General features: G+C 56.7%; 11 protein-coding genes. 6 read left to right on the forward strand and 5 right to left on the reverse strand.

From position 1 onward, the window contains the following. From SIK97_RS04250 to SIK97_RS04265, 4 genes are all read right to left on the reverse strand, one after another. Positions 1-1,596, reverse strand: a complete 1,596-nt coding sequence (locus SIK97_RS04250; protein ID WP_032751573.1) for a UxaA family hydrolase — start codon at positions 1,594-1,596, stop codon at positions 1-3. Between the two features lie 33 nt (positions 1,597-1,629). Beyond that, positions 1,630-2,940 (reverse strand): MFS transporter, encoded by a 1,311-nt coding sequence (locus SIK97_RS04255; RefSeq protein ID WP_032751571.1) that lies wholly within the window; start codon positions 2,938-2,940, stop codon positions 1,630-1,632. Between the two features lie 18 nt (positions 2,941-2,958). Further along, the gene (locus SIK97_RS04260) at positions 2,959-3,858 is read right to left on the reverse strand and encodes a dihydrodipicolinate synthase family protein (RefSeq protein ID WP_047722849.1); all 900 of its coding nucleotides are present in this window, start codon (positions 3,856-3,858) and stop codon (positions 2,959-2,961) included. Between the two features lie 228 nt (positions 3,859-4,086). Continuing rightward, positions 4,087-4,854: an IclR family transcriptional regulator gene (locus tag SIK97_RS04265; RefSeq protein WP_014839703.1), complete on the reverse strand. Its 768-nt coding sequence runs from the start codon at positions 4,852-4,854 to the stop codon at positions 4,087-4,089. A gap of 271 nt (positions 4,855-5,125) precedes the next feature. On the opposite strand from SIK97_RS04265, the gene ugpB reads away from it, so the two are divergent. The 5 genes from ugpB to ugpQ all read left to right on the forward strand — a co-directional run bounded on the left by ugpB (position 5,126) and on the right by ugpQ (position 10,103). Then, positions 5,126-6,442, forward strand: coding sequence for a sn-glycerol-3-phosphate ABC transporter substrate-binding protein UgpB (gene ugpB, locus SIK97_RS04270; protein WP_004855028.1), 1,317 nt, complete (start codon positions 5,126-5,128; stop codon positions 6,440-6,442). Positions 6,443-6,564: 122 nt separating this feature from the next. Beyond that, positions 6,565-7,452 carry a sn-glycerol-3-phosphate ABC transporter permease UgpA gene (gene ugpA, locus SIK97_RS04275; protein ID WP_004126134.1) on the forward strand — a complete coding sequence of 296 codons (888 nt, stop codon included), beginning with the start codon at positions 6,565-6,567 and terminating at the stop codon, positions 7,450-7,452. Further along, complete coding sequence (gene ugpE / locus SIK97_RS04280; protein WP_047722851.1) at positions 7,449-8,294, forward strand: sn-glycerol-3-phosphate ABC transporter permease UgpE; 846 nt, start codon at positions 7,449-7,451, stop codon at positions 8,292-8,294. Before ugpA ends, ugpE begins: the two co-directional genes overlap by 4 nt. Before the next feature lies 1 nt (position 8,295). After that, the gene (locus SIK97_RS04285) at positions 8,296-9,366 is read left to right on the forward strand and encodes a sn-glycerol-3-phosphate import ATP-binding protein UgpC (protein ID WP_025107858.1); all 1,071 of its coding nucleotides are present in this window, start codon (positions 8,296-8,298) and stop codon (positions 9,364-9,366) included. After that, the gene (ugpQ, locus tag SIK97_RS04290) at positions 9,363-10,103 is read left to right on the forward strand and encodes a glycerophosphodiester phosphodiesterase (protein WP_047722852.1); all 741 of its coding nucleotides are present in this window, start codon (positions 9,363-9,365) and stop codon (positions 10,101-10,103) included. The genes SIK97_RS04285 and ugpQ overlap by 4 nt, the downstream gene beginning before the upstream one ends. 23 nt (positions 10,104-10,126) lie before the next feature. On the opposite strand, the gene SIK97_RS04295 is transcribed toward ugpQ, so the two are convergent. Beyond that, positions 10,127-10,447, reverse strand: coding sequence for a DUF2756 family protein (locus tag SIK97_RS04295; protein WP_014227081.1), 321 nt, complete (start codon positions 10,445-10,447; stop codon positions 10,127-10,129). A 120-nt stretch (positions 10,448-10,567) separates the two neighbouring features. Here SIK97_RS04295 and ggt point away from each other — a divergent pair, with 120 nt between their 5' ends. Then, positions 10,568-12,310: a gamma-glutamyltransferase gene (gene ggt, locus SIK97_RS04300; protein ID WP_032694233.1), complete on the forward strand. Its 1,743-nt coding sequence runs from the start codon at positions 10,568-10,570 to the stop codon at positions 12,308-12,310. Positions 12,311-12,318 lie beyond the last annotated feature (8 nt).

The raw sequence follows: 12,318 nt of genomic DNA on the forward strand, positions 1-12,318 counted from the left end.
CTACAGCTCCAGAGAGCGTTTCCACAGCATAAAATCATACTGTTCGAGCGCATCCGCTTTGGTGCGCCAGGTCCCACTGGCGGTAGCGATGATTTTCTCAAACAGGCCGTCGGCGATGTCCGCCAGCGGCGTGCCTTCGATAATCGGCCCGCAGTCATAATCGATAATATCCGGCATCTTTTTCGCCAGCGCGGAGTTGGTTGAAACCTTAAGCACCGGAACGATAGGGTTCCCCGTCGGCGTACCCAACCCGGTTGAGAAGATCACCACGTTGCACCCCGCCGCGACCAGGCCCGTTACCGCGTCCACATCGTTGCCCGGCGTGCAGACCAGCGAAAGGCCGCTTTCTCCCATCGGTTCGGCGTAGTCGCATACCGCGCTTACCGGCGCTCTGCCGCCTTTTTTCGCCGCGCCGGCGGATTTGATGGCGTCAGTGATCAGCCCATCGGCAATGTTTCCCGGGCTGGGGTTATCGGCGATGGTGGTGCCGAAGAAGTTCGCGACATGCTCATAGTTTTTCATCAGCGACAAAAACTTCTCTTTCAGCTCGCGGGTCGCGCAGCGTTGCACGATATCCCCTTCCGCGCCGCACAGCTCGGGGAATTCCGCCAGCCCCGACGCGCCGCCGAGGGCGACAAGACGATCCGACACTTCGCCCATCGCCGGGTTAGCGCTGATCCCCGAGAACCCGTCAGAAGCGCCGCACTTGACGCCGATTTTGAGGTGGGAGAGCGGGACGTCCTGCCGCTCGGCGACGGGGGCTTCGCGGATCGCGTTATAGGTTTCGGTCAACGCATCCTGCATCATTTTTTCTTCGCTACTCCAGTCCTGCTGCCTGAAGTAAATAATCGGTTTGTTGAAATTCGGGTTGCGCTTCGCCAGCGCGGCGTTGAAATCAACAATTCGCGCTTTTTCACAGCCGAGGGCGAAGACCGTCACGCCAAGAACGTTAGGATGATCGGAATAGGCGGCCAGCACGTCGCACATCGTCATGCTGTCCGAGGTGGCGCCGCCGCAGCCGGAATTGACGGTAATACAGCGGATGCCGTCAAGATGCGGGAAGGGCAGATGCCGGGTATCGTTTAATGCCCCTGCCGACGTCACCTGGCGAGCAAAGTTTTTCAGGCCGTTATTGGCGTAGCCGAGGGCGTCGTTCAGCGCATCGGTGACGCGCTGAACGTTGCGGTTTTCACAGAATACCAGCGGAATGACCAGCCAGTAGTTCGCGGTGGCGACCCGGCCGTCTTCGCGCACGATCCCCTTGAAAGTCCGCTGCTGCCAGGCGGAAACATCCGGCTGCTGCCAGTCATAGGGCGCGACGTCGTCAAGCGAAACCGGGGCCGCGTAGTGTTTGATATTCTCAGTGGTAATGGCTTCGCCGCGGGTGATGGGGCGCGTCGCTTTGCCGACCGGTACGCCGTACAGCGACACGATATCGCCGGGCGCAATATCTTCGATGGCGAATTTATGTTTGGCTTTGACATCGCTACGCAGAACGTAGGCTTCATCGTTCCAGTGAACCCGCTGCTCTTTGCGTAAGTCCTGCAGCGCAACGATCAGGTTATCGGTAGGGTCAATTTTTAAGATGGTCTGCATGTTCATTATCCTTTGTTATAAGCGCATCAGGACTTAGTGATGGGGGACCGCGACGCCGTTTGTCGCTTTTCTAGCGGCAAGGGCGGCAATCAGCAGCGCGCAGCAGACGGTGATGAGCGACAGGGCGACCAGACCCGCCGAATCGTTGCCGAAGAAGGCATCGACCTCAACGCGAATCAGCGGCGCGAGGAAGCTGCAAAATGCGCCCATGGTGGTGCAAAAGCCGATACTGGCGGCCAGCGCCGAGCCTGACACAATCTGCGCCGGGAAAGTCCAGAAGATAGGTTGCACGGAGAGAAAGCCGATGGCCGACAGCGAGAGCGCGGCAATGGCGAGTACCGGGCCGGACCAGGCAGAAACAAACAGCCCCAGCGCCGCCGCCAGCATACAGATGACTGAAATCAGCACCCGACGGGCCGGCATTTTGTCCGCCAGACGCGGAATGTAATAGACGCCGACGGCGGAGCAGGCCCACGGAATGGCGGCGACCAGCGACTCCTTAAAGCCGAGCGTGGAGCCCATTAGCGAGGCGACTTGCGAAGGCAGGAAGAACATCAGCCCATAAACGCTGATCTGGATGGTGCCGTAGATCAGCGCCAGGTGCCAGACTTTCAGGCTTTTCAGGGCGGTGCCGACGCTGCTGGTTTCCGTCTGCCGCTGCTCCTGCTGAAGCTGAGCAATCAGCGCCTTTTTCTCTTCGTCGTTCAGGAATCGCGCTTTGGCCGGCGTATCATCAAGCCAGAACCAGGCGAAGATCCCCATGATGACCGCCGGAATGCCTTCGATAAAGAACATCCAGAACCAGCCGGGTTTGCCGAGGAAGCCGTGCATTTCCAGAAGCGCCCCGGAGATGGGCGAGCCTAAGGTTAATGCCAGCGGCACGCCGAGCACGAAGATACCGACGACGGAGGCGCGAACTTTATTGGGAAAGTAGATGGAGGCCAGCAGCAGAATACCGGGATAAAAACCGGCTTCGCCTAACCCCAGTAAAAAGCGCAGAACAATAAACTGGGTTTCCGTCTGCACCAGTCCGGTGAGGGCAGAGAGAACGCCCCACAGCGCGGTGGTGATGCTTAACCATTTTTGCGCGCCGATTTTATTCAGAATCAGGTTAGCGGGAATACCAAACAGCGCATAGGCGGCGAAAAAGATCCCCGCGCCGAGGGCGAAGGCGGAATTGGAGAGCCCAATATCCACCTGCATCGCCTCTTTGGCGAATCCCACGTTCACCCTGTCGATAAAGGCGATGAAGTACAAAATAAACATCAGTGGCACCAGGCGCTTCCATGATTTGGTAATCGCGGAATTGAGGGCCGGATTGTCGTAAGCTGTGATGGTTTTCATAATACCTCCGCGTGGGGGTCAGGCATTAATTTCAATACCAGCGCGGGAAAGTATCCGCAGAATACTTTCGGTCTGGCAGGTGGCGAGCGAGCTAAACGGTGGCGTGCAGCGGTCGGACTGAATAATTCCGCGCAGCTGTAACGCTTTTTTAAATGTTGGAATGAACGGATCGTTAACCGCGTAAATATCCATTAACCCATCCACTTTTTGCTGATACCGCGAAATTTGCTGCACATCGTTATCGTTAAATACCTGCATCCAGTCGCGGAATATTTCAGGGCAAATATTGGATAACCCGCCAATACATCCATCGCCCCCCGCCAGGACATTGTGCGCGAAGTTATTGTCATAACCGGCATAGACTTCAAAATACGGTAGTTCAGATTTTACCTGGCGAATCACCTGCGACGTGTGATTGGTGTCCGGAATGGTGTCTTTAAGACCGACAATGTTTGGGAACTCGCTGGCGAGTCGTAAACAGACCTCCGGCGAGACGGAATAGCCGGTGCGCTCCGGAAAGTTATAGATGAATATTTTGGCGGCGGTGCGGCGGGCAATCTGGCTATAAAATGTATAAATGCCTTCATCAGTCAGGCGGAAGTACCACGGGCTGATAATCATGACGCCATCCAGCCCGCACTCATCTGCATAGTTTGCCAGCTCTACGCACTCGTCAATATCCATGCGGCTGGTACCCGCATAGGCCTTTATTCCCTCGCGCGGGAACTCTGCCGCCATTTGAATTATCTGACGGGATGTTTTCATATCCAGCGAGAAAAACTCGCCGGTACTGCCCATGACGACAAATCCCGATACGCTGTTTTTAATAAAATCGTACAGGCGAAAATTTCCGTCAGGATCCAGCCTGCCCTGCTCATCAAAAACCGTTATTGCCGGGGTGATATAACGACTTTGCATATTCAACCTCTTTGTTGTTCGTATATACAAACACTGTTTGTATTTGCGATTAAACATAAGTAAACACGCCATCGACGTGAAGTCAAATGGCGTAAAAGGCGGATGGATAGTTGATTAACTCAATGAATAAATAGGGAATTATGCAGAAGAGACGGGCGTCACGGCGGATCATTAAATATCGGTATTGTGTGGGTAATCACAATTCCGACGGCATCGTGGGCGAATAAATCAGTAATTTTTAATATCAGGCAGCTTATTCAGCACGCTTTCGATACGACCCTTTGCCTCTTTTAACGCGCGAATAACCTGCTGCGTTTTTTCATCGCTGGCGCGGAAAGAGGGCAATGAGACGCTGATCGCCGCCAGAATAATGCCTTTCTGCAGCAGGGGAACGGCAAAGCAGATGGTATCGTCGTTGATTTCCCGATCGTCCATGGCATAACCGTTGGCGGCGACCCATTCCAGCTGCTGACGAAGCTGAGCCATATTCGTTACGCTGCGGGCGGTAACGGAAGGAAAACCCTGCGGATAGAGCTCGAGGATCTCTTCGTCGCGGTGCTTATGCAGCAGCGCCTTGCCCAGGGCAGAGCAGATTGCCGGAAGGCGAGTCCCTACCTTAGAGACCAGCTGCACGGTTTGGTCGCCCTGAACTTTATCAACATAGAGCACCCAGGCGTCATCCAGAATGCCGAGCTGGCAAACTTCATTGCATTCATTGACCACCGCGTGCATTTCGCTATTGATCGTTTTCAGCCAGAACTCTTTTTCCACCGTTGAGCTGGCCAGAACCGCGCACGAGATCCCCAGCGTATATATGCCGTTGCGATCGTCGTGGCTGATATATTTCCGGTACTGCAGCGATTTGAGGATCGGGAAAATGGTTCCCTTCGAAATATCCGTTTTGAGCGATAGCTCGGAAAGCGTCATTCCGTCCGCGTTGGCTAAGGTTTCCAGAATGAGTAAAACGCGTTCGGTGGGTTTATGAAGCGTCTTCATATTTTTCCTTATGACGGCTCGCCGGAGAGTGCTGTTTAACGCCCCCTATTTAACTACAGATCCCCGCTTATCTGTAGCCTGCGCCGCCTCTCTTTTTCGCTTTGCCATTTCCCTGCCACTTTTTTTTCACCGTTTCATCATGTTTTTGCCAATTTATTGTAATATTTTTGTAATGCAATAGTTATTTTTCTGTCATTCGAGCATGTCATGTTACCCCCGCGAACATAAAACGCGTGAAATCGCGCATCCGGAACAACAAGAGAGATAACCGATGATATCGTTACGACATACAGCTTTAGGACTGGCGCTCAGCCTGGCATTTGCCGGACAAGCCCTGGCGGTAACCACTATCCCGTTCTGGCACTCGATGGAAGGGGAGTTGGGTAAAGAAGTTGATTCACTGGCGCAACGTTTCAACGCAGCCAACCCGGACTACAAAATTGTTCCGGTGTATAAAGGCAACTATGAGCAGAGCCTGAGCGCCGGCATCGCCGCCTTCCGTACCGGCAACGCGCCGGCTATTCTGCAGGTTTACGAAGTCGGCACCGCGACGATGATGGCCTCGAAGGCGATTAAGCCGGTCTATCAGGTGTTCAGCGATGCGGGCATTCAGTTTGATGAAACGCAGTTCGTGCCAACCGTCTCCGGATATTACACCGACTCCAAAACCGGCCATCTGCTCTCCCAGCCGTTTAACAGCTCCACGCCGGTGCTGTACTACAACAAAGACGCCTTTAAAAAAGCCGGATTAGATCCGGAACAGCCGCCGAAAACCTGGCAGGATCTGGCGGCGTATACCGCGAAGCTGAAAGCCGCCGGGATGAAATGCGGCTACGCCAGCGGCTGGCAGGGCTGGATTCAGATTGAAAACTTCAGCGCCTGGCACGGCCTGCCGGTGGCGACCAAAAACAACGGCTTCGACGGTACCGATGCGGTACTGGAGTTCAACAAGCCGGAGCAGGTGAAGCATATCGCTCTGCTCGAAGAACTGAACAAGAAAGGCGACTTCAGCTACTTCGGGCGTAAAGACGAATCCACCGAGAAGTTCTATAACGGCGACTGCGCCATTACCACCGCCTCTTCCGGCTCCCTCGCGGATATTCGCCAGTACGCGAAGTTCAACTATGGCGTAGGGATGATGCCGTACGACGCCGACGTGAAGGGCGCGCCGCAAAACGCCATTATCGGCGGGGCCAGCCTGTGGGTGATGCAGGGTAAAGACAAAGAAACCTATACCGGCGTCGCCAAATTCCTCGATTTCCTGACTAAGCCGGAAAACGCCGCCGAATGGCATCAGAAAACCGGCTATCTGCCGATTACCACCGCCGCTTACAACCTGACCCGCGAACAGGGCTTCTATGATAAGAACCCCGGTGCCGATATCGCGACGCGCCAGATGCTGAACAAGCCGCCGCTGCCGTTCACCAAAGGTCTGCGCCTGGGCAATATGCCGCAGATTCGCACCATCGTGGATGAAGAACTGGAAAGCGTATGGACCGGGAAGAAAACGCCTCAGCAGGCGCTGGACGCCGCGGTTGAGCGCGGTAATCAGCTGCTGCGCCGTTTCGAGCAGTCAACCAGGTCGTAATCTTATAGCCAGCCCCTCACCCTCTCCCCGGCCGGGAGAGGGGACCGCCCGGAGCCGTTTTTTCACTCTTGTCCGTTTAGGGAGAGGGCCGGGATGAGGGGAAACCAACTCAGAGTTTAACTATGTCATCATCCCGTCCGGTGTTCCGCTCGCGTTGGCTGCCCTATGTGCTGGTCGCGCCGCAGCTGGTTATCACCGTCATCTTTTTTATCTGGCCCGCGGGCGAAGCGCTGTGGTATTCACTGCAGAGCGTCGATCCGTTTGGGCTCTCCAGCCAGTTTGTTGGCCTGGATAACTTTTTAGCCCTCTTCCAGGACCCGTACTACCTGGACTCCTTCTGGACCACCATTAAGTTCAGCACAATGGTTACCGTCAGCGGCCTGCTGATCTCGCTGTTTTTCGCCGCGCTGGTGGATTACGTGGTGCGCGGCAGCCGCTTCTATCAGACGCTGATGCTCCTGCCCTATGCCGTTGCGCCCGCGGTGGCGGCGGTGCTATGGATCTTCTTGTTCAACCCCGGACGCGGGCTGATTACGCATCTCCTCGGTGAGATGGGCTACGACTGGAACCACGCGCAGAACAGCGGTCAGGCGATGTTCCTTGTGGTTTTCGCCTCGGTCTGGAAGCAGATTAGTTACAACTTCCTGTTCTTCTTCGCCGCGCTGCAATCTATTCCCCGCTCGCTGGTAGAAGCCGCCGCGATTGACGGCGCCGGCCCGGTTCGCCGCTTCTTCAGACTGGCGCTACCGCTGATCGCCCCGGTGAGCTTCTTCCTGCTGGTGGTGAACCTGGTATACGCCTTCTTCGATACCTTCCCGGTTATCGATGCCGCAACCGGCGGCGGGCCGGTTCAGGCGACGACAACGCTGATTTATAAGATCTATCGTGAAGGTTTTGCCGGGCTCGACCTTTCCGCTTCCGCCGCCCAGTCGGTGGTGCTGATGTTCCTCGTCATTATTCTGACGGTGGTGCAGTTCCGCTACGTTGAACGAAAGGTGCGCTACCAATGATTGAGAATCGACGCGGGCTGACGATTTTCAGCCACACCATGCTGATTTTAGGGATCGCGGTCATTCTGTTCCCGCTGTATGTCGCCTTTGTCGCGGCGACGCTGGACAGTAAAGCGGTTTTTGATACGCCGATGACGCTGATTCCCGGCGGGCATCTGCTCGAAAATATGAAATTTATCTGGGTGAACGGCGTAGGGGCCAATAGCGCGCCGTTCTGGCTGATGATGCTCAACAGCTTCATCATGGCCTTCGGCATCACGGTGGGCAAAATTACGGTCTCGATGCTCTCCGCTTTCGCCATCGTCTGGTTTCGTTTTCCGCTGCGCAACCTGTTCTTCTGGATGATTTTCATCACGCTGATGCTGCCGGTTGAGGTGCGTATTTTCCCGACGGTGGAAGTGATCGCCAACCTGAAAATGCTCGACAGCTATGCCGGGCTCACGCTGCCGCTGATGGCCTCGGCGACCGCCACCTTCCTGTTCCGCCAGTTCTTTATGACCCTGCCGGACGAGCTGATAGAGGCCGCACGTATCGACGGCGCGTCGCCGATGCGCTTCTTCCGCGACATCGTGCTGCCGCTGTCGATAACCAACCTGGCGGCGCTGTTCGTCATCACCTTTATCTACGGCTGGAACCAGTATCTGTGGCCGCTGCTGATCATTACCGACGTGAATCTCGGCACGGCGGTCGCGGGCATCAAAGGGATGATCGCCATCGGCCAGGGTACCACGCAGTGGAATCAGGTGATGGCGGCGATGCTGCTCACGCTGATTCCTCCGGTTGTCATCGTTTTAGCCATGCAGCGCGCGTTTGTGCGTGGTTTAGTGGATAGTGAGAAATAAAATGGCAGGACTTAAGCTACAGGCAGTAACCAAAAGCTGGGATGGCAAAACCCAGGTGATCCAGCCGCTGACGCTGGACGTCGCGGACGGCGAATTTATTGTGATGGTGGGCCCCTCGGGCTGCGGAAAATCAACCCTGCTGCGCATGGTGGCGGGCCTGGAGCGGGTCACCAGCGGCGATATCTGGATCGACCGCAAGCGCGTCACCGAAATGGAACCGAAAGATCGCGGTATTGCGATGGTGTTCCAGAACTACGCCCTCTACCCGCATATGAGCGTGGAAGAGAATATGGCGTGGGGCCTGAAAATTCGCGGTTTAGGTAAAGGATTAATTGCCGAACGTGTCCAGGAAGCGGCGCGCATTCTGGAGCTGGATGGCCTGCTGAAGCGCCGTCCGCGCGAACTCTCCGGCGGCCAGCGCCAGCGCGTGGCGATGGGGCGGGCTATCGTGCGCGACCCGGCGGTATTCCTGTTTGATGAGCCGCTCTCCAACCTCGATGCCAAACTGCGCGTGCAGATGCGTCTGGAGCTGCAGCAGCTGCACCGTCGGCTGAAAACCACCTCGCTGTACGTGACGCACGATCAGGTGGAAGCCATGACCCTCGCGCAGCGGGTGATGGTGATGAATAAAGGTATCGCCGAGCAGATTGGTACGCCGGTCGAGGTCTACGAAAAACCGGCCAGCCGCTTTGTGGCGAGCTTTATCGGCAGCCCGGCAATGAACCTGCTGGAAGGCCGGGTCAGCGACGACGGTAGCCGCTTCGAGCTTGAGGGCGGGATGCTTTTACCCATCAACAGCGAGCATCGCCGCTATGCCGGGCGTAAGATGACCCTGGGTATCCGTCCGGAACATTTTGCATTAAGCTCCGAGGCGGAAGGTGGCGTACCGCTGGTGATGGATACGCTGGAAATTTTAGGTGCCGATAACCTCGCCCACGGGCGCTGGGGCGAGCAAAAGCTGGTGGTCCGGCTGCCGCACCAGCAGCGTCCGCAGGCGGGCAGCACCCTGTGGCTGCATCTGCCGCAGGAAAGTCTGCATCTTTTTGATAGTGAAACAGGACAACGCGCATGAGTCACTGGCCTTATCCTCATATCGTCGCCCACCGCGGCGGCGGTAAACTGGCCCCGGAAAATACCCTGGCGGCCATCGATACCGGCGCTCGTTACGGCCATACGATGATTGAGTTTGACGCTAAGTTATCGAAAGACGGGCAGATTTTTTTACTGCACGATGACAATCTCGAACGCACCAGCAACGGCTGGGGCGTGGCGGGCGAACTGGCGTGGAACGATCTGCTAAAAGTGGATGCCGGCAGCTGGTACAGCGGCGAGTTCAAAGGCGAGCCGCTGCCGCTGCTGAGCGAGGTGGCCGACCGCTGCCGTCAGCACGGCATGATGGCCAATATCGAAATTAAACCGACCACCGGCACCGGGCCGCTGACCGGCAAAGCGGTGGCGCTGGCGGCGCGTGAGCTGTGGCAGGAGATGACGCCGCCGCTGCTCTCATCGTTTGACGTTGATGCGCTGGAAGCCGCGCAGGAGGCGGTGCCCGAACTGCCGCGCGGGCTGCTGCTGGATGAGTGGCGCAACGACTGGCGCGAACTGACCGCGCGTCTCGGCTGCGTCTCTATTCACCTCAACCATAAGCTGCTGGATGAAGCGCACGTGGCGAGCCTGAAGGCCGCGGGCCTGCATATTCTGGTCTATACCGTTAACAAACCGCAGCGCGCCGCCGAGCTGCTGCGTTGGGGCGTGGACAGCATCTGCACCGATGCGATTGACGTCATCGGCCCCAATTTCCCGGCGTAATCCGCTTCTGCGTCAGGCGGCCCTTACGGGGTCGTCTGGCGCTGCAGCATCCCACCGTTGGTGTTAGGGAGAGGCTGCTCACGGGTCAGATTGTTATTCTGCTGTACCCGCTGCCGATCGTTATTCAACTGCGTCTGAAGATGCTGCTGCTGCGCGCGCGACTGGCTTTGAATACTCTGCTTAAGATTGTTTTGCTGCTGCATTTGCTGGGTCTGCATCTGATTTTGCATCCGCTGCTGGCTGGGCACCACGTACCCCGGCTGATTGGGGTTATTGTCGATATTGATCGGCTGCGCCATGACGCTCAGCGGCAGCAGCGCCGCCAGATATAACATTGCTTTCATTGTTCTCTCCTCACTTCGTGGGATCGCTTAAGTTTACTCCCTTTCCGGCGCAACAATGATTTTTTAAGACTTATCATCCAGGATTATGGATAAATAAAAACATCATTCAGGAGTATGACAATGATAAAAACAACGCTCTGGCGTCAGGTGGTCATCGCTGCGTTGCTGGCGGGCGGCAGTTTTACCGTCGCGGCAGATCCCGCCCCTCCGCCGGTATCTTATGGCGTAGAGGAAGATGTTTTTCACCCGGTCCGCGCTCAGCAGGGGATGGTGGCCTCGGTGGACGCGCTGGCAACGAAGGTAGGCGTGGATATTCTGCGTCAGGGCGGCAACGCGGTCGATGCCGCCGTGGCGGTGGGCTACGCGCTGGCGGTCACCCATCCGCAGGCCGGTAATATCGGCGGCGGCGGGTTTATGATGCTGCGGACCAAAGACGGTAATACCACGGCGATCGACTTCCGCGAGATGGCCCCGGAACAGGCCACCCGGGATATGTTTCTCGACGATCAGGGCAACCCGGACAGCAAGAAATCGCTGACCTCGCATCTGGCTTCCGGCACGCCGGGCACCGTCGCCGGGTTCTCCCTCGCGCTGGAAAAATACGGCACAATGCCGCTCAACAAAGTGATTCGCCCGGCGATTAAGCTGGCCGAAGAGGGCTTCACGGTAAATGATGCGCTGGCCGACGACCTGAAAACCTACGGCAGCGAAGTGATCCCCGACCATGCCAACAGCCGGGCTATCTTCTGGAAAAACGGCGAGCCGCTGAAAAAGGGCGATAAGCTGGTGCAAAAACAGCTGGGGAAAAGCCTGGAGCTGATTGCCGAGCTGGGGCCGGATGCCTTCTATAAAGGCGCGATTGCCGACCAGATTGCCGCTGAGATGAAGAATAACGGCGGGCTTATCACCAAAGCGGATCTGGCGAATTACAAAGCGGTCGAACGTACGCCGGTGAGCGGCGAGTATCGCGGCTATCAGGTGTTCTCAATGCCGCCCCCATCGTCCGGGGGCATTCATATCGTGCAGATCCTGAATATCCTCGAAAACTTCGATATGCATAAGTACGGCTTCGGCAGCGCCGACGCCATGCAGGTGATGGCGGAAGCCGAAAAGCACGCCTATGCCGACCGTTCGGAATACCTTGGCGATCCGGACTTCGTCAAGGTGCCGTGGCAGGCGCTGACCAGCAAAGCGTACGCCAAATCGATTGCTGAGCAGATTGATATCAATAAGGCGAAGCCGTCGAGCCAGATTCGCCCCGGTAAGCTGGCGCCGTATGAAAGCAATCAGACCACCCATTTCTCGGTGGTGGATAAGGACGGTAACGCCGTTGCCGTGACCTATACGCTGAATACGACCTTTGGAACCGGCATCGTGGCGGGGAACTCCGGCATTCTGTTGAATAATCAGATGGATGATTTCTCAGCTAAACCCGGCGTGCCAAACGTCTACGGGCTGGTGGGCGGTGACGCCAACGCCGTCGAGCCGAAAAAACGTCCGCTGTCGTCGATGTCGCCAACGATTGTGGTGAAAGATGGCAAAACCTGGCTGGTGACCGGTAGCCCCGGCGGCAGCCGCATTATCACCACCGTCCTGCAGATGGTGGTGAATACCATTGATTTCGGAATGAACGTCGCGGAAGCCACCAACGCCCCGCGCTTCCATCATCAATGGCTGCCGGACGAACTGCGGGTAGAGAAGGGATTTAGCCCGGATACGCTGAAGCTGCTGGAGAGCAAAGGGCAGAAAGTGGCGGTGAAAGAGGCGATGGGCAGCACCCAGAGTATTATGGTTGGCCCGGACGGCACGCTGTACGGCGCATCCGATCCGCGTTCCCCGGATGATTTAACGGCAGGGTATTAGGTTTACCC

Source organism: Klebsiella sp. JN_Kp126 (assembly GCF_033843325.1).
Lineage (GTDB): Bacteria > Pseudomonadota > Gammaproteobacteria > Enterobacterales > Enterobacteriaceae > Klebsiella > Klebsiella michiganensis.

Coding starts and splice junctions, on each gene's coding strand:
- SIK97_RS04295 (WP_014227081.1), bottom strand. CDS start 10,447: ATGAAAGCAATGTTATATCTGGCGGCGCTGCTGCCGCTGAGCGTCATG.
- ugpB (WP_004855028.1), top strand. CDS start 5,126: ATGATATCGTTACGACATACAGCTTTAGGACTGGCGCTCAGCCTGGCA.
- SIK97_RS04255 (WP_032751571.1), bottom strand. CDS start 2,940: ATGAAAACCATCACAGCTTACGACAATCCGGCCCTCAATTCCGCGATT.
- ugpQ (WP_047722852.1), top strand. CDS start 9,363: ATGAGTCACTGGCCTTATCCTCATATCGTCGCCCACCGCGGCGGCGGT.
- SIK97_RS04250 (WP_032751573.1), bottom strand. CDS start 1,596: ATGCAGACCATCTTAAAAATTGACCCTACCGATAACCTGATCGTTGCG.
- SIK97_RS04260 (WP_047722849.1), bottom strand. CDS start 3,858: ATGCAAAGTCGTTATATCACCCCGGCAATAACGGTTTTTGATGAGCAG.
- ggt (WP_032694233.1), top strand. CDS start 10,568: ATGATAAAAACAACGCTCTGGCGTCAGGTGGTCATCGCTGCGTTGCTG.
- SIK97_RS04265 (WP_014839703.1), bottom strand. CDS start 4,854: ATGAAGACGCTTCATAAACCCACCGAACGCGTTTTACTCATTCTGGAA.
- ugpA (WP_004126134.1), top strand. CDS start 6,565: ATGTCATCATCCCGTCCGGTGTTCCGCTCGCGTTGGCTGCCCTATGTG.
- ugpE (WP_047722851.1), top strand. CDS start 7,449: ATGATTGAGAATCGACGCGGGCTGACGATTTTCAGCCACACCATGCTG.
- SIK97_RS04285 (WP_025107858.1), top strand. CDS start 8,296: ATGGCAGGACTTAAGCTACAGGCAGTAACCAAAAGCTGGGATGGCAAA.